At 61.7% G+C, this 23,973-nt stretch carries 20 protein-coding genes; 4 read left to right on the top strand and 16 right to left on the bottom strand.

Going from position 1 to position 23,973, the window contains the following annotated elements; translation table 11 throughout:
* Window positions 1–188: 188 nt before the first annotated feature.
* The 7 genes from AB5405_RS06670 to AB5405_RS06640 form a co-directional block, all read right to left on the bottom strand.
* Entirely contained in the window at window positions 189–2,801 is a 2,613-nt protein-coding gene (locus AB5405_RS06670; protein WP_368137963.1) for a DNA topoisomerase I, read from the bottom strand.
* 54 nt (window positions 2,802–2,855) lie between these two features.
* The gene (gene hypB / locus AB5405_RS06665; protein ID WP_138374518.1) at window positions 2,856–3,539 is read right to left on the bottom strand and encodes a hydrogenase nickel incorporation protein HypB; all 684 of its coding nucleotides are present in this window, start codon (window positions 3,537–3,539) and stop codon (window positions 2,856–2,858) included.
* A 55-nt stretch (window positions 3,540–3,594) separates the two neighbouring features.
* Window positions 3,595–3,951 carry a hydrogenase maturation nickel metallochaperone HypA gene (hypA, locus tag AB5405_RS06660; RefSeq protein WP_117565013.1) on the bottom strand — a complete coding sequence of 119 codons (357 nt, stop codon included), beginning with the start codon at window positions 3,949–3,951 and terminating at the stop codon, window positions 3,595–3,597.
* A 6-nt stretch (window positions 3,952–3,957) separates the two neighbouring features.
* Window positions 3,958–4,749: a twin-arginine translocase subunit TatC gene (tatC, locus tag AB5405_RS06655; RefSeq protein WP_022093860.1), complete on the bottom strand. Its 792-nt coding sequence runs from the start codon at window positions 4,747–4,749 to the stop codon at window positions 3,958–3,960.
* Entirely contained in the window at window positions 4,749–5,336 is a 588-nt protein-coding gene (locus AB5405_RS06650; RefSeq protein ID WP_368137962.1) for a twin-arginine translocase TatA/TatE family subunit, read from the bottom strand. Before AB5405_RS06650 ends, tatC begins: the two co-directional genes overlap by 1 nt.
* 153 nt (window positions 5,337–5,489) lie before the next feature.
* Window positions 5,490–5,804, bottom strand: coding sequence for an STAS domain-containing protein (locus tag AB5405_RS06645; protein ID WP_055251245.1), 315 nt, complete (start codon window positions 5,802–5,804; stop codon window positions 5,490–5,492).
* Between the two features lie 51 nt (window positions 5,805–5,855).
* Window positions 5,856–7,160 (bottom strand): aspartate aminotransferase type Ic, encoded by a 1,305-nt coding sequence (locus AB5405_RS06640; protein WP_161144547.1) that lies wholly within the window; start codon window positions 7,158–7,160, stop codon window positions 5,856–5,858.
* A 149-nt stretch (window positions 7,161–7,309) separates the two neighbouring features.
* Here AB5405_RS06640 and AB5405_RS06635 point away from each other — a divergent pair, with 149 nt between their 5' ends.
* Window positions 7,310–7,564 carry a hypothetical protein gene (locus tag AB5405_RS06635; protein ID WP_055285533.1) on the top strand — a complete coding sequence of 85 codons (255 nt, stop codon included), beginning with the start codon at window positions 7,310–7,312 and terminating at the stop codon, window positions 7,562–7,564.
* Between the two features lie 332 nt (window positions 7,565–7,896).
* Here the strand turns inward: AB5405_RS06635 and nhaA are convergent, their stop codons facing one another.
* From nhaA to AB5405_RS06620, 3 genes are all read right to left on the bottom strand, one after another.
* A complete protein-coding gene (nhaA, locus tag AB5405_RS06630; protein WP_368137961.1) occupies window positions 7,897–9,255 on the bottom strand; it encodes a Na+/H+ antiporter NhaA in 1,359 nt (452 codons plus the stop codon).
* Between the two features lie 267 nt (window positions 9,256–9,522).
* The gene (locus AB5405_RS06625) at window positions 9,523–10,446 is read right to left on the bottom strand and encodes a manganese-dependent inorganic pyrophosphatase (RefSeq protein ID WP_118450292.1); all 924 of its coding nucleotides are present in this window, start codon (window positions 10,444–10,446) and stop codon (window positions 9,523–9,525) included.
* 168 nt (window positions 10,447–10,614) lie between these two features.
* Window positions 10,615–11,568 carry an ROK family protein gene (locus AB5405_RS06620; RefSeq protein WP_035137699.1) on the bottom strand — a complete coding sequence of 318 codons (954 nt, stop codon included), beginning with the start codon at window positions 11,566–11,568 and terminating at the stop codon, window positions 10,615–10,617.
* 336 nt (window positions 11,569–11,904) lie between these two features.
* On the opposite strand from AB5405_RS06620, the gene AB5405_RS06615 reads away from it, so the two are divergent.
* Both AB5405_RS06615 and manA read left to right on the top strand, forming a co-directional pair.
* Window positions 11,905–12,624 carry a GntR family transcriptional regulator gene (locus AB5405_RS06615; RefSeq protein WP_118934139.1) on the top strand — a complete coding sequence of 240 codons (720 nt, stop codon included), beginning with the start codon at window positions 11,905–11,907 and terminating at the stop codon, window positions 12,622–12,624.
* A 72-nt stretch (window positions 12,625–12,696) separates the two neighbouring features.
* A complete protein-coding gene (gene manA / locus AB5405_RS06610) occupies window positions 12,697–13,629 on the top strand; it encodes a mannose-6-phosphate isomerase, class I (protein WP_438265709.1) in 933 nt (310 codons plus the stop codon).
* Window positions 13,630–14,066: 437 nt separating this feature from the next.
* Here manA and AB5405_RS06605 read toward each other — a convergent pair whose 3' ends face one another.
* Window positions 14,067–16,967: an ATP-dependent helicase gene (locus AB5405_RS06605; protein ID WP_368137959.1), complete on the bottom strand. Its 2,901-nt coding sequence runs from the start codon at window positions 16,965–16,967 to the stop codon at window positions 14,067–14,069.
* Between the two features lie 333 nt (window positions 16,968–17,300).
* Window positions 17,301–18,281: an undecaprenyl-diphosphate phosphatase gene (locus tag AB5405_RS06600; protein ID WP_368137958.1), complete on the bottom strand. Its 981-nt coding sequence runs from the start codon at window positions 18,279–18,281 to the stop codon at window positions 17,301–17,303.
* Window positions 18,282–18,528: 247 nt separating this feature from the next.
* Here AB5405_RS06600 and AB5405_RS06595 point away from each other — a divergent pair, with 247 nt between their 5' ends.
* Window positions 18,529–18,966 carry a universal stress protein gene (locus tag AB5405_RS06595; RefSeq protein WP_006235921.1) on the top strand — a complete coding sequence of 146 codons (438 nt, stop codon included), beginning with the start codon at window positions 18,529–18,531 and terminating at the stop codon, window positions 18,964–18,966.
* 292 nt (window positions 18,967–19,258) lie between these two features.
* On the opposite strand, the gene AB5405_RS06590 is transcribed toward AB5405_RS06595, so the two are convergent.
* The 4 genes from AB5405_RS06590 to purH form a co-directional block, all read right to left on the bottom strand.
* A complete protein-coding gene (locus AB5405_RS06590) occupies window positions 19,259–20,302 on the bottom strand; it encodes a sensor histidine kinase (RefSeq protein ID WP_368137957.1) in 1,044 nt (347 codons plus the stop codon).
* 9 nt (window positions 20,303–20,311) lie between these two features.
* Window positions 20,312–20,983 (bottom strand): response regulator transcription factor, encoded by a 672-nt coding sequence (locus AB5405_RS06585; protein WP_368137956.1) that lies wholly within the window; start codon window positions 20,981–20,983, stop codon window positions 20,312–20,314.
* 176 nt (window positions 20,984–21,159) lie between these two features.
* Window positions 21,160–21,906, bottom strand: coding sequence for a hypothetical protein (locus AB5405_RS06580; RefSeq protein ID WP_368137955.1), 747 nt, complete (start codon window positions 21,904–21,906; stop codon window positions 21,160–21,162).
* 81 nt (window positions 21,907–21,987) lie between these two features.
* A complete protein-coding gene (gene purH / locus AB5405_RS06575) occupies window positions 21,988–23,595 on the bottom strand; it encodes a bifunctional phosphoribosylaminoimidazolecarboxamide formyltransferase/IMP cyclohydrolase (RefSeq protein ID WP_368137954.1) in 1,608 nt (535 codons plus the stop codon).
* Between the last annotated feature and the right edge of the window lie 378 nt (window positions 23,596–23,973).

Below are 23,973 nucleotides of genomic sequence, written 5' to 3'. Positions count from 1 at the left end.
AGGTCGCCGCGGACGGGCTGATATAGGGAGGGGGCCTGACCCCATATCGTTGGGGCCAGGCCCGATTTTGCCTCTTGGCAATGTCCTGCTCATATTAAAAGGAACGTCCCTAACTGCCGGACAAAAAACGAGCGAGGATTTTGAGGTCCTCGCTCGTTTTTGTTTTAGGTGATGTTTCGACCGTGCGGCTACTTGTCGGCAGCGGTCTTTTTGGTAGTCGACTTCTTCGCGGTCGTCTTCTTGGCGGCAGTGGCTTTCTTAGCCGTCGTCTTCTTTGCCGCCGTCGTCTTCTTTGCCGCCGTCGTCTTCTTGGCCGTGCTCGCCTTAGTCGTGGTCTTGCGGCCGCGGGCGGGCTTCTTCTCCTTGGTCGGGCAGTCCATGTTCACGCAGATGCGCCACGGGCCGCGCGCCGTGTTGACCACCACGATGGGGGCGCCGCACTCGGGGCAGGTCTCGCCCGTCGCCTCGAGCTTACCGCGCGCCGGCAGAGGATAGCTCACACCGCAGTCATCGTAGTTGGTGCAGCGGATAAAGCGCTTGCCGCTCTTCTCGCTCTTGTGCGCGATCAGGTCGCCATGGCGTCCGGCCTCGGCGCACACCTTGCACTCGCCCACCTTAAGGTCAGGCTCGTAGTTGGTGGGGCACGTGGGGTTCACGCAAATCTCGAAGGCCTTCTGGCGGAACGGCTGGCACTTAATGCGCGGCGCGCCGCACTCGGGGCACACGGCTGCCTCGCCCTCGAGCGGGCTCACCTTGACGCCGCTCGGCACCGGATAGGTCACATCGCAGTCGGGCCAGCCCATGCAGCCAATGAAGCTGCCACGGGTCTTGGCGCTCGTCTTCATAACCAAGTCCTTGCCGCACTTGGGGCAAGCGCCCACGCGCGCATCGGCCGTGACGGCGTCGCTGATGGCGTCGCCCAGCTCCTCCGTGTGCTTGAGCAGCTCGTCGAGCACGCCAGCCAGCAGCGCGCGCGAGTGCGTCACGACATGCTCTTCGGTGTCCTCGCCGCGCTCGACGCGGGTCATGTCGCCGTCGAGCTCACTGGTCATATCGGGGCTCGTGATGCGCGGGGCAAACTGCGTCAGCGCGTCAATGATGGCAATGCCCAGCTGGCTCGGCTCAACGGGATCGTTTTTGAGATAGCGCACGGCATACAGGCGCTCGATGATGCTCGCGCGCGTGGACTTGGTGCCCAGGCCGCGCTTTTCCATCTCCTGCACGAGCTTGCCCTGGCTGTAGCGCGCGGGCGGCTCGGTCTGCTTTGCCTCGAGCTTAATGTCGAACACGTCGACCGTATCGCCCTGCTCCAGCGGCGGCATCTGCTCATCGCGCTTAAGTCCATACGGATACGCCTCGCGGAAACCCGGGGTCACGAGCACGTCGCCCGAAGCCACGAACGGCTCGCCATTGACGTCGAGCTCGAGCTTGGTGTTCTCGATGGTCGCAGGACCCATAAGCGTCGCCAGGAAGCGGCGGGCGATGAGATCGTAGAGCTTGCGCTGGCCGCCGTCGAGCGTGGACGGATCGCCCTCGCCCGTGGGGTAGATAGGCGGGTGGTCGGTGGTCTCGACTTTGCCGCGCGTGGGCTTCATGGGGCCGGCGAGCACCTTTTTGCACACGGGCGCCAGCGCCGGGTTGATCTTTGCCAGGTCGCTCACCACAGCGCCCAGATCGAGCGTCGCGGGGTACACGGTGTTGTCGACACGCGGGTAGCTGATGAGACCCGCCATGTAGAGGGACTCGGCGATGCGCATGGTACGCGCAGGCGAGATGCCCTCGGCCGCAGCGGCAGCCTGCAGCGAGGTCGTCGCAAACGGCGTGGGCGGCTGCTGCTTGCGGGAGCGCTTGGTCACCGCGGCAACGGTCGCCGTCTTGGCGCCGTCGACGTGACCATACGCCGTCTCGGCAGCATCTTTGTCGGTAAAGCGTGCCGTCTTGTGCGCGATCTTAAAGCGATCGTCCTCGGCAGCGCCCTGCGCGGCACCCATACCGCGAATCTGCCAATAGTCCTCGGGCACAAACGCCATGCGCTCGCGCTCGCGCTCGACCACCAGGGCGAGTGTCGGCGTCTGCACGCGGCCGGCGGAGCGCACGTTACCAAAGCCGCCAAACTTGGCGAGCGTCAAGTAGCGCGTGAGCACCGCACCCCAAATGAGGTCGATGTGCTGACGGCTCTCGCCGGCGTCAGCCAGGTTCTGGTCGAGCGAGACAAGGTTATCGAAGGCCTGCGTGATCTCGGCCTTGGTAAACGAAGAGTACTGGGCGCGGGCGACCGGCAAGTCCGGCGCAACCTCGCGTACCTTGTTGAGAGCGTCCGAGCCGATCAGCTCGCCCTCGCGATCGAAGTCCGTGGCGATGATAACACTGTCGGACTTCTTAGCCAGGTTCTTGAGCGAACGAATGAGTTCTTTCTCGGCCGGCAACTTAATGACGGGCGCCCAGGTGAGGTAGGGCAGGCTCTCGAGCTTCCAGCCCTTGATGGAGATACCGTCGGCAAGAAACGGCTTGCGCTTGGTGTCGTACGGTGGGCGGGCCAGGCCATCGGGCATGTCGGCCGGCAGCATCTCGCCGTCCTCAGTGACCGAATACCAGCCCAGCTTTTTATCGAACAGCACGCTGTCGCAAAAATCGGGCGCAAGGATGTGACCGGCCAGGCCGATGGTCACGCACTCCTCGCCCTTCCACTCAAAACGGTAGATGGCGGTGTTGTACACCTTGTCCTTTTTGGGTTTGCCCGTGGACAGACGCTCGGCGATCTGACGCGCGGCGTCGTTTTTCTCGGCGATGATGAGCTTCAAAAGAGGCTCCTATCTCGTGTCTCTGCGGCTACGCCCGCCCGTATGGCGGCCGATTTACGCCCTTGCTTGCTCGATCTGCCCGATGAGCCAATCGCACCAGGCATCCATGCCCTCGCCCTTGCGCGCGCTCACGGCAAACCGCGGCGCCTGCGGATTGAGGTCATCGAGTGTCTTAGTATACCTATCCATGTCAAAATCGAAAGCCGGGGCCACGTCAACCTTGTTGAGCAGCTGTGCGCCGGCGTGCTGGAAGATGCCCGGGTACTTGATGGGCTTGTCGTCGCCCTCGGGCACCGAGAGAATCATGATGGACAGGTTCTCACCCAGGTCAAAGTCGACCGGGCAGACCAAGTTGCCCACGTTTTCGATAAAGATGACGTCGATGTTCTCCAGACCGACGGCCTGGTCGAACGCGTCAACGGCCTCCATGATCATGTTGCCCTCGAGGTGGCACAGGCCACCCGTGTTGATCTGGATGGCGGGCATGCCGGCTTCCTTCATGGTGATGGCGTCGACATCCGAGGCAATATCGCCCTCGATGACGGCACAGCGCAGGCCAGCCTTGTCGCGCAGGCGCTCGTTGGTGCCCAGGATCGTGGTGGTCTTGCCCGAACCGGGGCTCGACAGCACATTGATCACATAGGTGTTTGTCTCTTTAAATCGCTGTCGCAGCTGATCTGCCAGGCGCTCGTTGCGCGACAGAATCGGCGACGCGATATCAATCGTTTTCTCAGCCATACTCGGCACTCCTTACTTTGGCCCCTTTATACCCCATCACCAGATGGCTAGCGGGCTAATCGTCGGGGGTTTCGATTTCGATACTTGCGATGTCGAGCTCGCGGCCGTGCAGCAGACGCACGTTGGCGCCGCCACATTGGGGACAGCGGCAATGGAAGCGATCGTGCTCAAAGACCTCCCCGCAGTCCAGACACTCGCTTTGTGGATGGACTTCCTCCACGGCAAGCTCGCAGCCTCGCGTGAGCGGGTCCTCATCGCGAAATGTCTCCCACGCAAAGTCGAGCGCCTCGCGCACAACTTCGGTCATATCCCCGATACGCAGCGTTACCAAAACGGCGCGCGAGGCCCCCGCCCCACGCGCCGCGCGAATCACTGTATCGAGTATGCCGTTGACAATGCCAACCTCGTGCATACCGATTTACTCCTCGTCGTCCTCATCGTCCGAGAACAGGTCCAGACGGCTCACAAACAGGCCCTCCTTGCCCTCGCGCGCGGTAATGACCACGCGGGCGATGGCGAGCGAGATCTCGTAGAGCGAGAGCAGGGCGCCGTACATGAGGCCCAGCGTAACGGGCGAGCCGTCGGGCGTAATCACAGCCGAGCCCACAAGCAGGCCCACGTACACGTAGCGCCAGGCGCCGCGGAAGGCCGCGTAGGACACGATGTGGAAGACGGACAGGTAGAAGATGATGAGCGGCAGCTCAAACGCCACACCAAAGCCGATCATAAAGAGCAGCTCCATGTTGACGTAGTTCTCCAGATCGGGCAGCGCCGTAGCAACGGCCGAGGTCTCGCCGATAAGCCACTCAAAGCCCGCGGGGATGATGATGAAGTAGCAAAAGATTGCGCCCAGGAAGAACAGCACCGTCGAGGCGAGCACCGTGGGCACGACCCATTTGCGCTCGTTGGGACGCAGTGCCGGCAGGAAAAATGCCAGAATCTGCCAGATGATCATGGGCGTGCACATGACCACGGCCATCTTGATGGCCAGCGAGAAGCGCAGGCCAAAGCCGCCGAGCGTGGTGGTGATGTAGAACTTACCGTCCGGCACAAAGGAGCGGATGGGGTCTTCCAAGATGTCGAGCACCACAGGCGTGGCGAAATACAGCACGATAGCGGCGGCAAACACCGACACGACCACGATGGTCAGGCGGCGACGGAGCTCTCCCAGGTGATCGAAGAGCGGCATACGCGCAGGTCCGATAGGCATTACTCATCGCCTCCCTTCGGGGCGTCGGCGGCAGCGGCGTCGTCCTCGGCCTCGAGCTCGCGAGCGAGCTGGTCGACGACGGCCTTGCGTTTGCGGGGGCGACGGGCGTAGAGGTCAGCCGTCGTGGGCTCTGCCGGCTCGGGCTCGGGCTCCGGCTCTGCAGCAGGCTCGGGCTCGACGACAGGCTCAGCGGCAGCGGCAGGCTCGGCACCCTCGGCCTCGGACTCCTCAGCAGCACCCTCGCCCTCGGCGGCAGCCTCGCTCGCGGCCTTCTCGGCAGCAAGACGGGCGCGACGCTCGGCAAAGGTCTCCTTCTTGGCGGGCGCTGCCGTCTCGGCGGCATCCTCGTCCGCATCGGAATCGTCATCGACGGCAGTCTTCTTGGGCTTGACCGGTGCCGAAGCGGCCTCACTTACCGGATCGATAATCTCGGACTGAACAACGGCCGTCATCTTTTCCTGCGTCTCGCGGAACTGACGGATGGCACGGCCGATTGTGCGGCCCATCTGCGGGAGCTTATCCGGGCCAAACAGCAAAAAGCCGAAGACCACGATGATCGCGAGCTCACCCTCTCCAATACCAAACACACATACCTCCAAGGCTCGATGTGAGTCGAGCCCGCACCGCGCCATTCGGCCGGAACTCGTCTATTCATTCGGTCAAGTATAGCGCCCGGACGCCAAAACGTCCGAGCGCATCACAAACATATGCCAAACGGCACGCCCTTTTGAGGGCAAAGGTTATGCAGCGGTGATCGAAATCTCCTGGTCGACACCCAGCAGCTGAACCACGCGCATCACCGGAGGCTGCACATTGGCGCAGCTAAAGCGCTTGCCGTGGTCGACTGCGTGGTGCGCGGCGCCCACAAGCACGCCAATGCCCGTCGAATCGATGTAGCTCACCTGGGCAAAATCGAGCTCAACGGCCTCAGTGGGCTGCTCGAGCGCCAGGTCGATGGCATTGCGCAGGCTATCGGCGTTAGAGATATCGATCTCGCCGGTTACCTTAATGGTGTAGAGCTCTGGCGTGGGGTTGGTGGAAATACCCAAATCCATGTATACGCTCCTTTACGTATCGAAAGTGCGGATAGTACGGGGAGCCGCGCGTTAGGCGCGCTCGGCACGCGCAAGCTCGGCAGCGACGAGCTTGACGGCCAGCACCAGCACATCGAGCGCGGCCTCCAGGTCCTCGACCGTGGGATAGCTCGGCGCGATGCGGATGTTGGTATCGCGCGGATCCTTGCCATAGGGCCAGGTAGCACCGGCCGGCGTGAGCTTGACGCCCAGGTCGGCACAAAGCGCGGCGACCTTTTGGGCCGAGCCCTCGGGACCATCGAAGCTCACAAAGTAGCCGCCGCGAGGATGCGTCCAGGTAGCGCAACCCGTATCGCCCAGGCCCTCGGTGAGCTTGCGCTCAACGGCCTCAAAGCGCGGACGCAAAAACTCAGCATGCTTTTTCATGTGCTCCTTGACCGCCTCGATGGTGGGAAGGAAACGCACGTGGCGCAGTTGGTTGAGCTTATCGGCGCTGATGAGGCCGGCCTTCAGGCGCTTGGAGAACTCCGCGATAACCGCGGGGCTCGCACCGATAAAGCCGATACCGGCGCCCGGGAAGGTGATCTTGGACGTCGAGGCAAAGGCCACCACGCGGTCCTCGGTGCCCGCCGCGCGGGCCAGATCGAAGATGTTGGCGAGCTCGTCGGTCTCGTCGTACAGGTCGTGCACGCAGTAGGCGTTGTCCCAGAAGATGCGGAAATCGGGCGCGGCCGTGGGCATCTCGACCAGGCGGCGCACAGTGTCCTCGCTAAAGGTGATGCCTGTGGGGTTGGAATACTTGGGCACGCACCAGATGCCCTTGATGGAATCGTCGGCGGCGACGAGGCGCTCGACCTCGTCCATGTCGGGGCCGTTGTCGGTCATCGCGACGGGGACGTTCTCGATACCCAGATCGGCGGTGATGCCAAAGTGGCGGTCGTAGCCGGGAACCGGGCACAGGAACTTGACCTTCTTGCCGTCGTGCGCGGCCTCGTAAGCCTCCCAAGGGTCGCTACCACATGAGCCGCAACGCCAGAACATACCGGCGATATCGTGCTCGATCAAAAGGCTCGACGAACCCAGCACGAGCGTCTGCTCGGCGGGGCAACCCAGGAACTCCCCCGCTAGCTTGCGTGCCGAGGGAATGCCCTCAAAGCAGCCGTAGTTGGAGCAGTCGACGTTGCCATCGTGCAGATCGGCGTCGGCGTTGAGGATATCGAGCATGGGTCGAGAGATGTCCACCTGGGAGGGCGACGGCTTGCCGCGGGCCATGTCGAGCGCCAGGCCCTTGGCCTTGACCTCGGCGACCTCGGCCTTGAGCGCCTCGATGGCGGCATCGAGTTCGGTGGTTTCCATCTTCTGGTAGATCGTCTGCATGGGTGCGACCTTTCACGAAGCGGTACGTTGCAATTCTTCTAAGTATAGACCGCCACCGTCGCAACGTTATGAAGCCGTGATAGATTAAGTCCATCGCAATGAATTACGAATCGCCGCGCATGCCGGCGTGGGGCACCCAAGGAGGCACTATGGAGTACGGATCGTTCCAGGCCGAGGAATTCGGCGACCTGCAGCGCCTGGTCGACGGGCTGTTTTACGACCGCCACGCCATCGACCGCCTGGATCTGATCGTACAGGCCGAAATCTTGGACCTGGCGCCCGATCTCATGGAAATCGTGAACCTGCTACCGCCCGGCTATTACGACCGCCAGTCACTTTGCGACCAGCTCAACTCCGCCTTGGCCGCCCACGGCTGGGGCGCCATCTACGGCACCGTGGAATAAACCTAGTCATTGGGGCCTGTGGTCAAAAAATAGCAAATATGAGTACTGTTACTTTTTTAGTAACAGCGATTTTGAATTAAAAAGGCCAGTCTTGGCCTTTTGTGTCCGGTTTTGGAAGGATGCATCAGCATTTTTCGTCCAGCCACGCAATCGTTAATGCACAGACAGAATAGATTTGTACATTATTTTTCGCGCCTAAAATGAAACGCCGTTTGTGACAGTACTCACAAACGGCGTTTTTTGGCCACTGGGGTGTCCGGCAGGTGGCAAGTACCACTCAAAACCGCGTTTTACACGCACTCGAGCAGGCTCTGGCGTCTGTTTCTACGCGCCTACTCGTTCTTGGGCGCGGGGTGCTTGCAGATCACACTCATGTAGATCATGCCAAGTACGGCCGCGGTGACAGAGCCGGCGAGAATAGCGGCCTTGGCAGCCAGAACCTCAAACTGGGCCGTCGGGAAGGCGAGGCCGCTGATGAGAATCGACATGGTAAAGCCGATACCGCCCAGAATGCCCACGCCGGCAATCATATGCCAGTTGACATTGTGCGGCAGCTCGCAGGCCCTAAGCTTAACCAGGGCAAACGTCATGCCAAAGATACCGATCGGCTTACCCAGCAGCATGCCAAAGTACACGCCGAGCGTCACCGGGTCGGTGAGCAGCGTGCTCATGTCCACGCCCACTAGGCGAACCTGTGCGTTGACGAACGCAAAGATCGGCAGGATCACAAAGTTGACCGGCGTGGAGATCAGACGCTCCATGCGAATGAGCGGCGGGGTCACGCGGTGCATGACGCGCTCGACCTTGGTGGTCGAGACGGTAAAGTCATGCTGGCCCAGGATGTGCGCCTCGTCGTCGTAGCGGTCATCGAGCAGCGGCAGGCACTCCCCCAACCAATCGGTAAGGCTGTCGAGCTTAACACCGCACTTGGCCGGGATGGTAAAGGCCAAGATGACGCCAGCAAGCGTGGCATGTACGCCGCTCTTGAACATGCAGAACCACAACAGCAGGCCCAGTACCGAATACGGGGCAAGGCGGTAATGCTGCGTCTTGTTGAGCCACACGAGCGCGCAGGTCACAAGCGCGGCGGCGCCCAACCAAAACGGATTGGGGCTCTGACCGTAGAAGATGGCGATGGCGGCGATGGAGATGAGGTCGTCGGCGATGGCGAGCGTCGAGAAGAACACGCGCACGCCGTTGGGCACACGGTTGCCCAAAAGCGACAGCACGCCCAGTGCAAAGGCAATATCGGTTGCCATGGGAATGGCCCAGCCGTTGTGCGCGCCGGCATGGTTAAAGATCAGATAAATGCAGGCGGGAACGACGACGCCGCCCACGGCCGCCAGCATGGGAAGCATGGCCTGGCGCGGGTTTTTGAGCTCGCCGACCGTCATCTCATACTTGAGCTCAATACCCACCAGCAAAAAGAAAATCGCCATGAGGAAGTCGTTGACGAAAAGCTCAACGGTGAGACCGGCCGTAAGGTTGCCCAGACCCACATACAGCGGGGTCTCCAAAAAGTGATGGATGGCCTCGTAGGCATCGGTGTTGGCGCAAATGACGGCGGCGATGGCGGCGAAGACCATGACGGCGGCGGAAATCGTGCCGTTCTCGGTGATGCGCTCCCAAATGTCATGGCGCTCAAAACGCTTGCGCTCACGAACGTTAAACAGCTGCTCGGGTGCTGCCATGGGCGGCTCCTTTCACGGGAAAGCTCCCGTCTTAAAAAAGCACGGCCCGCCCAAGTGGCGGTGCCGCGCTCTAACGTATTACGCTTGCATCTAGCCTACCCTGCACGACAGGCACGCAGGCGTGGCCGAAAAGCGGAACCACAGGTTGAACATTATTTGCTCAACGGCACGGGCGCGCCTATCCAAGAGACGACGCGGCGCCGTGCACAAAAAACGACCGGAGCGCGGGGCTTCCGCGATCCGGTCGTGGCGTTTGGTCAACTAAACCTAGCAGGCGGCCATGATGGGGGCAGCGACCTGCTTCTTACGGGAGAGGACGCCCGGCATCCAGACGCCGTCGTGCTCGTCGGCAATGCCCAGGCCCTTCTGAGCAGCCTCGGTCTCGCCCTCGAGCAGGACCTGCGAGCCCTCCTCCATGATGTCAGTGATGCACAGGACGATGCCGTCGGCACCCTTCTCGGCGGCGTAGGCGCGCATGGCCTCGCGAATCTCGTCGATCATGCCGAGTGCGCGAGTCTTGTCGACAGTCTCGTACTGGCCGATGAGCAGCTTCTTGCCGGCAGGCTCGAACATCTTGATGTCGTTGCCGACCATCTCGGCTGCGGTGAAGGAGCCGGACGGGCGGGTGAGGAAGACCTCCATGCCAAACTTGACCGGGTCGACGCCCACCTGCTCGCCGAGCTTGGCGGCGACGGCGCGGTCGACATCGGTGGTAGTGGGGCTCTTGAGCATGAGCGTGTCGGTCATCATGGCCGAGAGCAGCAGCTTGGCCTGAACGTCGGAAAGCTCAACGCCGAGCACGCCGGCGAGCTTGGTGACGATGGTGCAGCTGGAGCCCCAGGGCAGGCAGATGTAGTGCAGCGGGCCGGCGGTCTCGAAGTCGCCGATGCGGTGATGATCGACAACGCCAAAGACCGTGGCGTCCTTAAGGCCGGCGACGGACTGGGCAGACTCGTTGTGGTCGGTGAGGACGACGAGCTGACCGGCCTCGACGGAATCAATCACGCGGGGCTCGGCAATGCCAGCGTCGGCGAGCAGCTTGGCGGACTCGGCCGGAAGCTGACCAAGGGCGCAGGCCTCGTAGGTGTTGCCGGCATACTCAACCTGGTTGAGCAACTGGGACAGGACGACGGCGCTCATGATGGCGTCGTTATCGGGGTTCTGGTGACCAAAGACAAGAACGTTTGCCATGGATATCCTCCACTTGATATGTGTACTTGGACGTAGCTATGGTAGCACGCCGATGCCGAGCCTTCGCAGACGGAAGGGCCACGGCATATTTTGGGGCGCAGGCACGGGGGCCAAGGCTGTCCCTTTTGCACCATGTTGGTGCAATGTAACCTGTCCCCCTTGCACCAGCTATTTACCGGCAGCGCGCAGGGCTACGTAGGCGGCACCGATGATGCCGGCGTCGTTTCCGAGCGAAGCGACCTTAATGGGCGTCTCGCGCGAGGCGGAAAGCGCGTACTGCTTAAAGTGCTCGCGAACCTTGTCGAGGTAGACATCGGCCGAGGCGGAGGCGCCGCCGCCGATGAGGAACATCTCGGGGTCGACCACGTTGGCAATAAGCGCCAGTGCGCGGCCGAGATAGTCGGCCATGGTATCGGCCGCGGCCAGCGCGAGCTTGTCGCCCTCGCGGCAGGCCTGGAACACGTCCTTGGAATCGGAGGGGCCGGTCAGCTCGATGGGCTCGACGCCCGCCTTCTTGCACTCGGCAAGGTAGTTGCTCACCACGCCGGTGGCGCTGGAATACTGCTCCAGGTGGCCATGGCCGCCGCAGCCGCAGGTGCGCTCCTCGGCCGGGTTCAGGCACATGTGGCCAATCTCGCCGCCAGCACCCACAACGCCCGATACCACGTCGCCGTTAACGATAACGCCGCCGCCCACGCCGGTACCAATGGTGACCATCACCACGTTCTGTACGCCCTTGGCAGAGCCGAGCCAGGCCTCGCCCATAGCAGCAGCGTTGGCGTCGTTCTCGTACTTAACGACCGCGTCGGGGCAGTGCTCCTGGATCGCGATCTTGAGCTCGGGCAGGTTGATGGCGATGTTCGCCTTGACCTTGGCATCGCCCGATGCCGGGATGGGGCACGGAACGGCCAGGCCAATGCCCGACACAAAGGCACGCGGAATCTGGGCCTTGGCGACCACCTGGTCGATAGCCTCGGTCACCGCGGCAAAGCCCGCAGCGTCAACGATGGGAGGCGTGGGCACGCTGGCCTTGGCAAGCAGGTTTCCGTCCTCATCGAACAGACCCTCCTTGACCGAGGTGCCGCCGACGTCGATGCCGATGTAATACTGCTTAGGTTCCATGGGAGCCCGCCTTTCTCGTTTAAACATTGCCTGTATGGTACCGCTCCCAAGGCAAAAACCTACCAAAAAGGACAGGTTTGTTTTGGCAGGTTTTATCTGGGGAAGCGCAGAGTACGAGATTCGGTTCGCTGGGTGTTATATCGGTTCGGCCCCGTCCTCGGACCGATCATTTCTCAACACGACACTACTCAGATGTTTATCATTTAAAACGCTCTAATTTTACAAGCGGGGCGACTTTTAATTTTATCTTTCTCGAACTTTTCAATAACTCAATAGAGATACTTAGGTGTTGACTATACTTTCTTTTATACTCAATCAAGTTGGAAAGGAGGTTCCTTGATTCCCAAATACGAGGCGATAGCTGCAGATATTCGTCGAAGTATTGAGGATGGCGCTCTTAAACCGGGCGACAAGCTTCCCACCGTCGTTGAGTTCTGTGAGCTCTATAGCGTTTCCAAAATCACCGTCAAACGAGCGATTGAGCAGATCACCGAGGAAGGCCTTATTACCAGCCGGCGCGGATCGGGCACCTACGTCAAGGACACGGCGGGGCTTCCCGGCCAGGTGTTTTTTCAAGGCAAGAACGACCGTGCCCAAGGCTTTTCGTACGAGCATCGCGGGGAGAAAGTGACCTCGGTGGTCTACGATTTCTCGATCGTCAATCCACCGGCAGAGGTTGCGACCCAGCTGGGAATGGCCGAGGATGACTTCGCCTATCACATCGTGCGCGTGCGCCAGGTCGACGAGAAGCCCATCGTCATCGAGTACACCTATATGCCGCTCGAACTGATCCCGGGCCTTAAAAAGAAGGACCTGTACGGATCGGTCTACGGCTTTATCCGCGAGCAATGCGGGCTGAAGATTTCGAGCTTCCATCGCACCATCCGCGCCGTGGCGGCAACCGAGGAAGAAGCCGAGCGCCTGGATACCAAACCCGGCTCTCCCCTGCTCGAACTCAACCAGATTGGCTTCTTGGATAGCGGCACCGCGTTTGAATATTCTATCTCGCACAACGTAGGCGACCGCTTTGAGCTGCACAACGTAACGCTGGCCTAGTTTTGTAATCCGGTGGGTGCTCGTTTTGAGCTGTCTTACGCGGCACCCGCACAACCTTATGGGAGTATGCACATGTCCGATTTGATTAAACTCACGCCGATCTTCCACGAGAAGATCTGGGGCGGCCGCCAGTTGGAGACCGTGTTTGGCTACGACATTCCCGAGGGTCCCATCGGTGAGTGCTGGGCCATCTCGGCCCATCCCAACGGCGACTGCCAGATTGCGGAGGGACCGTACGCCGGCCACACGCTGTCGTGGCTGTGGGCCGAGCACCGCGAGCTCTTTGGCAACTGCGAGGGCAAGGAGTTCCCGTTGCTCATCAAGATTCTGGACGCCAAGGACGACCTTTCGATCCAGATTCATCCCAACGACGAGTACGCCGCCAAGCACGAGAACGGCAGCCTGGGCAAAACCGAGTGCTGGTATGTACTGGACTGCGAGCCCGGTGCCACGATCATCGTCGGCCAGCGCGCGCACGACCGCGCCGAGGCCGCGCAGATGATCGAGGGGGGCCGTTGGGACGAGATGCTCAACGTGCTGCCGATTCACAAGGGAGACTTTTTCCAGATCGACTCCGGCACCGTTCACGCCATCAAGACCGGCACGCTGATTCTGGAGACGCAGCAGTCGAGCGACGTGACATATCGCCTGTACGACTACGACCGCCCCGGCACCGACGGAAAGCTGCGCCCGCTGCACATTGAGCAGAGCCTCGACTGCATCGACTTTGATGCTCAGGCTCCGACCGACGGCACGGTGACCGCGCCCGAGGTGGACGGCGTGACCGAGCTCGAGTCCAACCCCTGCTACACCGTCGATCGCGTGCGCGTCAACGGCAGCAAGACCCTCGACCAGCGCTGGCCCTTCATGTGCCTGTCGGTCATCGACGGCGAAGGCACCGTCTGCGGCGACCCCGTCCACAAGGGAAGCCACCTGCTGGCCCCGAGCACCGTCAGCTCCATTGACCTCGAAGGCCAGATGGAACTGATTGTCTCGCACCTGTAAGCTACCGGTCCCCGAGCGCTCGCCGGGACGGGGCGCGGGGTTTGGTCGCCTGCTCGGACAGTCCTGCTCGCACGGAGAGCACATTAAGTGCTCTCCGGCTCGTGCGGAACTCGCGATCGACCAAACCCCGCGCCCCGTCCCGGCGAGCCTCTGACTAGTTACGACAATCAAAAACGCAACAAGGGGCTCCCCCGTTCTTCAACGGGGGAGCCCCTTGCCATGTCTAAGTATTCAGCCCACCCGGTTCTCCAGATTAAAAAGCGAGAGGCAAAGCAACGCTCGTTCAGCAACGTTACCCAAGGACCCGGGCGGGCGTATGGGGCAACATCGATCGCGAGTTCCGCACGCAAAGGAGAGCACTTAATGTGCTCTCCGTCTTGCGCAGGACTGCCCGAGCAGGCGATGTTGCCCCATACGCCCGCCCGGGTCCGCCGAGACTACGACAGCTTGACGATCGGTGCAAAACCTTTCATTAGCTTTTTGGTCTGGCCGGTCTTTTCGAATTGAACCTCGATCATGTCTCCGGCGACCGAGATCACGGTACCCGTGCCAAAAGTCTTGTGGCTCACGGTATCGCCCGCGGCAAAGTCCTGCGATGCGCTGGCACGATCGACCTTGCGCTCCACCGTCGGGGACACCTTGGAAGACGGCTTTTTGGCTCGCGACGCGCCCGAACCAAAAGTCGAGGCAACACGGCCGGCGTCAGGCGAAACTCCACGATGGCGCTCGGTCCCGTAACTGCTGCCGCCAAAGAAATCGTCAAAGCTCGATCCGCCGCGCGAACCGGAACCGCCGGTCGAGCGCGTATGCGAGCCAAACACCTTGCCGCCGTACATATCCGAGCCCATGCCCGAGCCAAAGGTGCCGTGACGGTCGCCGCGCTTCTCCCAGCCCGTGCCCTCAAAACCGGCAGAACCGATGCCGCTAAACTCGATATCCTCAAACGGAATCTCGTTGAGGAAGCGCGAGCGCGGGTTGGCAGAGGTCGAGCCGTAGGTGCGACGCGTGGCCGCATAGGTCAGGAACAGGCGCTTGCGAGCACGCGTGATGGCGACGTAGGCCAAGCGGCGCTCCTCCTCGAGCTTGCCCGGATCGTCACTACCGCCAAAGTCGTGCACGTGCGGGAAGATACCCTCCTCCATGCCGGCCACGAACACCGCCGGGAACTCCAGGCCCTTGGCGGAGTGGATGGTCATCATGGTAATGGCATGCGTCTCGCCGGCCAGGGAATCCAAGTCGGAGCGCAGGGCCAGCCACTCCATGAGCGCCGGCAGCGCCTTACAGGTGAGCGGACCGTAGGTGCGCTCGATCTCGTCGGCATGCACGGCACCCGCCGGCATCTCCGTCGGCGCGGCATACGCGTTGCCCGCGATGGCGGCGGCCAGGGCATCCTGCGGAGACAGCGCCGGAGCGGCCAAGCTATCGAGCGGATTGGAGCCCGCGGCGTCACGCGCGCCAACGAGCGCCTCAAACGAGGATACCGGGGCAGATGGCCCCGGTTCGGGCGCAGGCGCGCTCACCACGACAGGCTCGGGCTCGGCGCTAGCAGGCACATCGGCAACACCGGCAGCGCGCAGCTCTTCCAAGCTCTCGAGCGTACCCTCGATATCCTCGTGCGTCTCCTCAAATTCGGCGGCGACGCCCAGGAATTCCTGGATGTTCTCGGCGCGACTCTCGGACTCCATGGTGCCCTCGGCGCGGAAGGCCTGCAGCAGGCCCGTCTTGTCGACAATCATCTCGACGACGTCCTTGAGCTCGCCGTCCATGCGCCGGCCCTCGCGCACCAGCGCCACAAAGCTCGACAGGCCGTTACGCACCTTGGCGCTAAACATGCCTGTCTCGGCTGTTGCGATCTCGCAGGCCTGAAAGAACGAGCAGCGGTTGTCGCGTGCCAGCTGCTCAATCTTTTGAATCGAGGTGGAGCCGATGCCGCGGCGCGGCGTGTTGATGACGCGCTTGACGCTCATCTCGTCTGCCGGGTTCACGATCATCTTGAGGTAGGCCATGACGTCGCGGATCTCGGCACGGTCGAAGAATCGCGTGCCGCCCACAATCTTGTAGGGCACGCCCGCGCGCAGGAACATATCTTCGAGGATACGCGACTGGGCGTTGGTGCGGTAGAACACGGCGATATCGTCGTAACTCGTGCCCTTGGAGTGCAGCTTTTCGATCTCGCCGGCAATCCAGCGGCCCTCGTCGCGCTCATCGCTTGCCTGGAAGGCCTGGATCTTCTCGCCGTCGCCCTCGGCCGTAAACAGGCGCTTGTCCTTGCGCTGCGAGTTGTGACGCACCACGGCGTTGGCGGCGCTCAGGATATGGCCCGTGGAGCGGTAGTTCTGCTCCAGCTTAACGGTCTTGCAGTTTTTAAAGTCCTTCTCAAAGTCCAGGATGTTGGTGATGTCGGCGCCGCGCCAGCTGTAAATGGACTGGTCATCGTCGCCTACGACCATGAGGTTTTGGTACTTGGCGGCCAGCAGGTTGGCGATCTCGTACTGGACGTGGTTGGTGTCCTGATACTCGTCGACGCTAATGTAGCGGAAGCGCTCTTGGTACTTATCGAGCACCTCGGGGCGGGTGCGCAGCAGCTCGAGCGTGCGCACGAGCAGGTCGTCGAAGTCCATCGCGTTGGCGGCACGCAGGCGGCGTTCCAGCTCCAGGTAGACCTGCGCGGCCTTTTTGTCGTTGGGGCTGTCGGCGGATTTGAGCATGTCCTCGGGGCCGATCATGGCGTTTTTGGCCGAACTGATCTTGCTGCGAATCATATTGATGGGGAATTGCTTTTGCTCGATACCGAGCGCCTGCATAATATCGCGCACCATGCGCTTGGAATCGTCGTCATCGTAGATGGTGAACTGACCGGTGTAGCCCAGCAGGTCAGCGTCCTCGCGCAGCATGCGCACGCACATAGCATGGAAGGTGCACACCCACATGCCGCGGGTACCACTGGGGATGAGTGCCGCCAGACGCTCACGCATCTCGGCCGCGGCCTTGTTGGTAAACGTGATGGCGAGGATCTGCCAGGGCTTAACGCCCAGGTCGCCGAGCATATGTGCGATGCGGAAGGTCAAGACGCGGGTCTTGCCCGAGCCGGCGCCGGCGAGCACCAGCAGCGGGCCCTCGGTGGTCAGGACCGCCTCGCGCTGGGCGGGATTAAGGCTGTCGATGTCGACGAGCGGCTTGGCGGGTTTGGGTGCCGGCGCGGGAGCGTCATAGATGTCAAGCGGGACGAGCTCGGGCTCCGGCACTGCAGGGGCAACATATGCATCGAGCGGCACGGGTTCCGGCGCGGGCGGCACGGGCACCGCGGCGTTCTTTTCCCAGGGCAGGGGCTGGGTCATGGGCGACTCCTCATCTGACGGACGGCGCGCCTGCGGGCGGCGCCATAGTTTGAGCCGTACCAGTATACCGAGCCGCGCGGACACCGACGCAAATCACACCACGACTCCGCGCGCCACCGTCAGGCTCGCCCCAGCGGATTTGGTGCAATGGGGTCAGGTTAGTCTGCACCAATCTATTGACAATCACGAAACCGCCGATGTCATGGCAGCAGCAGCGAGCGACGGTCAGGTCGAACAAATTGGCATGAAAAGGGGGCGGCATAGACCTTTTGGTCATGCCGCCCCCTTTGAATGACAAGTTGTCGCCCTGGCTGCCGCGCAGCGTCGACTAAGTTAGAAGCCGAGCATCGGCTCCAGAACGAAGAAGTATGCGAGCACTACGATGCCCAGGATGATGCGGTAAACACCGAAGCACTTAAAGTCGTGACGGCGGACGAAGCCCATGAGCCACTTGATGGCGATGAGCGAAACCACAAAGGCCACAACGCAGCCCATGCCCAAGATAGCGACCTCGTTGGCACCGAACGTGCCGCCCTTGATGAAATACTTGACCAGCTTGAGCGCGCTCGCGCCAAACATGACAGGGATGGCCAGGAAGAACGTAAACTTGGACGCCACCGAACGCGTGCAGCCCAAAAGCAAGCCACCGATGATGGTGGAGCCGGAGCGCGACGTGCCCGGAATCAGCGAAAGCACCTGGAAGCAGCCGATACCCAGCGCAGTCTTCCAGCTTAGATCCTCGAGCGTGGTGATGGAACCAAAGTCCAGATCCTCGTCATCGTCCTCATCCTCAGCGGTAGCCGCGGCGGGCGCCGCAAAGTGCGCACCGGCAGGACGTCCACCCGACACCACAGCACGCGAACCAAACGAACCGGCAACGGCCATTTCCTCGCGCTTGCTCGCGCGCCAGTTCTCGATCACGATAAACAGCACGCCGTACACAATGAGCGCCAGCGCCACGACGGGAGCATTGTAGAAATGCTCCTCCATCCAGTCGTTGAGCGGCAGGCCGATCGCCGCCGCAGGAATGCAGCCGAGCACGATCTTGCCCCACAGCACCCACGTGTCGCGACGGCCCTCCTTGCCCTTGCTGGGCGAGAACGGGTTGAGCTCATGGAAGAACAGGACGCAGACGGCCAAAATGGCGCCAAGCTGAATCACGACCAGGAACATGTTCCAGAACGTCTCGCTCACGTTCATCTTAACGAACTCGTCCACCAAAATCATGTGACCGGTCGACGAGACGGGCAGCCATTCGGTGATGCCCTCGACCAGGCCCATGAAGGCAGATTTTAGAAGCTCGATGATATCCAAAGGGACCCCCTCGTTAGACACCCGCCGATATTGTTCTGCGGACGGTGCGGGCGATGTCCCATTATCAACCGTTCGGGCGCGTCTGCGCCTACCCTTACCAAAAAACTCGTCCGTTCACAGAATTGCGAGCGGTCAAACCGAAATCCTTGGGTATAACTGCAACAAGATAAAGTGTCCGGCGGCCAACGCGCCCGCGCCCGCCCGACGCACGAGCCCCGCGCCCGTGCGATAGACCAAGGAGGAAACCATGAACGAGGGCTACACCAAGGTATTTGTTTCACTCGACGGTACTGAGCAGCAGGATTTTGTGCTCGCACGCGCCATCAAGGTCGCCGCGAACAACGGCGCCAAGCTAATCATCGGCCACGTTATCGATTCCACGGCGCTCGAGAGCGCCGGTTCCTATCCGGTCGATCTAGTCAACGGCCTGGAGGAGGCGTTTAAGAACTCCATCGCCAAGCAGCTCGAAGAGGCCAAGGCCAATCCCGACATTCCCGAGGTCGAGGTCATGATTCGCGCCGGCCGCATTCGCGAGACGCTCAAGGACGAGATGCTCGACGTAGTCAAGCCCGACCTGGTGCTCTGCGGCGCACGCGGCCTGTCCTCGATCAAGTATGCGCTGCTGGGTTCGATTTCGACGTTCCTGCTGCGCAACACCGACTGCGACATCTTGGTCGTGAAGTAGGTTCCTTCCCGCCGGCGCAGGGCCTGCGGGGTTATCACGCCGACGTCCTCGCCGCTTCGCGGCTGCGGGATGTCGGCTTAGATAACCCCTCCCGGCCTTGCGCCTTCGTCACCGTACTTCAACGAGTTGGCTGATAAAAGATGGCGTGCCGCCCCGTTTGGGGCGGCACGTTTTTTATGGGGCGATTCATTTAAATCCTTGCGGCTATATTCACGTTCGGGAACATAGCGCCAATTGCCTTAGCTAAGTTCACGTTCGGGAACATAGCCGTCCGTGCCGCAAGACGGCCCGCCTACTCAAAGTATTGGAACTTGTTGGTTGAGAAGGCGAATGTTACGACGAAGCCTTCGCCGGGCTCGGATGCTGCGGTGACGTCGATGCCCATCTTGGAGCACAGGCGCGCCACCAGGTAGAGGCCGATGCCCGTCGCACGCTTGGTGGTGCGGCCGTTGTCGCCGGTAAAGCCCTTCTCGAACACGCGCGGCAGGTCTGCCGCACACACGCCGCAGCCGTTGTCCGCGACGGTAAGCTCGATGCGCTCACTTGCCAGACCCTCGTCCAGCAACGCACCCGAAAACACGATCTTTGCGCCGTCCTCACGCGCATATTTAATGCTGTTCTGAATGAGCTGGCCCAGAATAAACTCGAGCCACTTCTCGTCGGTAAAGACCTCAAAGTCGAGGTTCTCGCACACCGGAGCCACGTGCGCCGCGATGAGCTCACGCGCATTGGCCTTAATCGCGCCCGTCACCAGGGTCTTGAGATCCCAGCGGCGAATCAAGTAGTCGCGCTCCACGACTTCCGAGCGCGCGTAGTACAGCGCTTGATCGATATAGCGCTCCACGCGAGCCAGCTCGCGACCCAGGTCATCCACGCGCGACAGGTCGTCTTCGCTGCTGTCCAGGTTTTCCAAAATCAGATGGGCTGCCGCCAGGGGCAGCTTGGCCTCGTGGACCCAGCTCTCGATATAGTCGCGATAGTCATCGGTCTGGCGCCTGCCTTCGGCAACCTCGTCACAAGCGGCTTTGCCCACCCGGCGCAAGACCTCGTACTCGAGCTCGCCCTCGGCATAGGTCGGACATTGCACCATCTCCTGCACCCATGCGGGACTCTCGAGCTCCTCTGCCGCACGCTCCAGCTGGCGCAGAAAACGACGACGGCGCGCGTACTCGATCACGATGCCCAGCATGCCAAAGATAAAGGACACGCCGACCGCCACGACCACGATGGAAACGGGTGCGCCGGCGACCGTCAGCACAAAGCAGCTCAGCAGCACGCCGCACGTCCACACGGCGACGGGAAGCAGCGCATCTTTGAAGAATTTGGCGAACGACATAGCCGGCCCCTAGACCGAATAGCCTTGGCCGCGATGCGTGGTCAAATACCCCTTGATGCCGATTTTTTCGAGCGTGGTGCGCAGGCGGTTGATGTTGACGGTGAGCGTGTTGTCGTCCACGAAGGCGTCGGAGTCCCACAGATCCTGCATGATGGCCGAACGCGAAACAATCTTGCCCGCGCGGCTCAGAAGCAGCGAGAGGATACGCAGTTCGTTTTTGGTGAGCTCGGTACTGCCGCCGGATGCCGTATTGGTGACCATGGAGCGAGCGAGGTCGAGCTCCAGCCCCTTGTGGACAAGTGTGCTGCGCTCGCCTGCCACCGCGGTGCGACGCAGCAGTGCGTTGATGCGCGCCACGAGCACGCGCGCGCTGTAGGGCTTGGGAACAAAGTCGTCCGCACCGAGCGTCATGGCCATGACCTCGTCAATCTCGGTCGTGCGCGACGTGAGGACGATGATGGGAACCTCGGATTCGCGGCGAACCTCGTGGCAGATATGCTGGCCGTCCTTGACGGGAAGCGTGAGGTCGAGCAGCACCAGGTCGGGCGCGGCGGCGAGAATATCGCGCGAGACATGCTCAAACGATTCGCATGCCTCAACCTCAAAACCGGCGCGGGCAAGGATGTCGATAAGCTCACGACGAATGGGCTCGTCGTCCTCAACGATATAGATTAGCGCCATGGATTCCGCCCCCCCCCTCTTGGTTGTCTTGCCCCATTATGACCGCGGATCCGCAGATACGCGCCTCACGCGGCACCAAAGTGACAGAACTGTTCGCGAGTGGCAGAGGCTTGCCCCTCGCTCGCGACGAGCACGGGAATTAAATGAGTTTTTAATCCCCGTCCCAGAAACATCATTTAGCGGCGGGCACGGAGCTTTTCGTAGCCTTCGGCGAAGAAGGCGACCGTGGCGGCGTCGGAGTCGGCGGCGTCGGCCTCGGCGGCGTCGGCCTCGGTTGCGGGGACCACGCCGTGCTCGTCGCTCGCCAGGAACAGCGCGCCCTTAAGCTGCGCGGGAATATCTACGCGCGTGACCGGGATGCCCTTGGTCTGGGCCAGCTGCTCGATGAGCGTCGCCGTGCCGCACAGGCACTCGTCCGCCGGCGCCACAAAGGCAAGCTCGCCGTTGTTGACGGCGGCGAGCAACTCGGGCGCCACGCCGGTCTCGTCGGCCTCGGAGCGGGCCTCGGCGGAACGGGCACGCAGCGCCTTGGCCGACGTATCGGCGAGCGGCTCGTACTCCCCCACCGTCATGGCGGCGTTGCCGTTGATGTCGATCACCAGCATGAGTACGCCGTCGTGCGCAGTGTAATCGCCCTCGGCAAGCGACCACTCAACGTGCTGTTTGGCCCAGCTGAGCATGTTATGGGTAAGCGGCTCGCCCTGCACCAGGCGCTCGGACAGTGCGCGAATGTGGCGGTTGAGCATGGGCACCTTTTTATTGGACATGCGCCAACGGCAGACAAGCGCGGGCTTGTCGAGCGTAAACTTCTCGACCGCCTCCTGATTGGCGCAAAAGTCCTCGTACGCACGCTGATCCTCGGCATTGCCAAACAGCTCGGCATCATCAATCTGGGGCATGGTCATACCTTTCGTGTTAGTCATTCCGTCCTCTTATACCAAAAAGACGGCCCTCCAAACGGAGCAGCCGTCTTTTGCGGAGATTATTTTGTCCCAAGGCGGAACTTAGTGGCGGAAGTGGCGGGCGCCGGTAAAGACCATAGCAATATTGTGCTCGTTGCAGGCCTGGATGCTTTCGTCGTCGCGCTTGGAGCCGCCGGGCTGGATGATGCAGGTCACGCCGTGTGCAGCAAGCACGTCGACGTTGTCGCGGAACGGGAAGAACGCGTCGCTTGCACAGGCAAAGCCGCCCTTCTCCACGCCCTCGCGCTCGCAGAAGTCCTCGGCGCGCTCGCAGGCAAGTAGCGCAGAGTCAACGCGGTTAGGCTGACCCGGGCCCATGCCAATGCCGGCCTTACCCTTGGAGACCAGGATGGCGTTGGACTTAACGCCCTTGCAGACCTTCCAGGCAAACTCGAGCTCGGCCATCTCGGCGTCGGTGGGCTTGCGGTCGGTGGGGAACGTAAAGGTCGCGGGATCCTCGGTCACGTGGTCGACCTCCTGCACCAGCATGCCGCCGTCGACGGAGCGCAGCTCCACCTGAGCGCCGTGGTCCACGCCGCCGGTCGCCAACACGCGCAGGTTGGGGCGCTTGGCCATGCGCTCGAGCGCCTCGGCGGTGTAGCTCGGGGCGATGATGACCTCGACGAACTGCTTGTTCTGATCGGCAAAGTGCTCAACCAGATCAAAGGGAACCTCGCGGTTGCAGGCGATGATGCCGCCAAAGGCGCTCTTGGGATCGCAGGCGAAGGCGCGGTCGTAGGCAGCCGTGATGTCCTCGGCAACGGCGGAACCGCAGGGGTTCTGGTGCTTGAGGATTACGCAGGCCGGCTCGTCGAACTCGCGGACCAGGTTCCAGGCGGCGTCGGCATCCAGATAGTTGTTGTAGCTGAGCGGCTTGCCCTGGATCTGCTCGGAGCCCACGAGCGGGAACTGCGAGCTCGCGGTGTTCTCGCAGCCCTCGGCGAAGCGGTAGACCGTAGCCTTCTGCTGAGGATTCTCGCCATAGCGCAGGTCGTCGACCTTCTCCAGCGAGATCTCGAGCTTGGCAGAGGTGTCCGCCACGTCGCTCGCCTGGGCGGCAAGCCAACGGGAGATAGCCGTGTCGTAGGCGGCGGTGGTCTGGTAGACCTTCACCTGCAGGCGACGACGGGTGGAAAGCGTGGTGCAGCCACCGGTCTCGTGCATCTCGGCCAGGACGGCATCATAGTCGGCCGGGTCGGAGATGACGGTAACGCTCGCGGCGTTCTTGGCAGCAGAGCGCAGCATAGAGGGGCCACCGATGTCGATGTGCTCGATAGCGTCCGCGAAGGTGGCCTCGGGGTTGGCAACGGTCTTCTCGAACTCGTACAGGTTGACGACGACCAGGTCGATCAGCTTAATGCCGTGCTCAGCGGCCTCCTGCATGTGCTGCTCGGAATCGCGGCGGGCCAGCAGCGCGCCATGAACCTTGGGGTGCAGGGTCTTAACGCGGCCGTCCATCATCTCGGGATAGCCCGTGAACTCCTCGATGGGGGTTACGGGAACGCCCGCGTCCTCGATGGCACGAGCCGTGCCGCCCGTAGAGATGATCTCGACGCCAAAGTCGTCAACCAGCGTCCGTGCGAAATCGACGACGCCCGTCTTATCGGTAACCGAGATCAACGCGCGTGCGATCTTCACATCAGATCCCATGCAGTCCTCCTGTCTGGTACGCCGCCGTGCTCTGTGAGTCGGTGATACGTCGATCTGCAGCGCTCGCGCAGCGGCATTGAAAATACTGATTTAATGTAGCGCATCGAGCGCATCGATGCACCCCGCAACGGGCGCATATGCAGAAAAAGTTTGCGAGCAGAGGGGATGGGCACGGCACCGGGCACGGTGAGTTCATGGAACACAGGGGCACCATAATTAGATGCCAATGGCGTGGTAGAACTGTGCTCGATATGCATCCGCGAAAGAAAGAGGCACCATGGTCTCGCGGGTTCTCTACCGACCGTTTGATACCGAAGACTTCGACGCCATCGCGCTGATTCTGCAGCAGCTTTGGCATAACAATTCGGATAACGATGA

This window comes from Collinsella aerofaciens, from assembly GCF_040920445.1.
GTDB lineage: Bacteria > Actinomycetota > Coriobacteriia > Coriobacteriales > Coriobacteriaceae > Collinsella > Collinsella aerofaciens_BH.
Note: the sequence above shows the minus strand (reverse complement) of the source record. Positions and strands in the feature narration are given on the sequence as shown.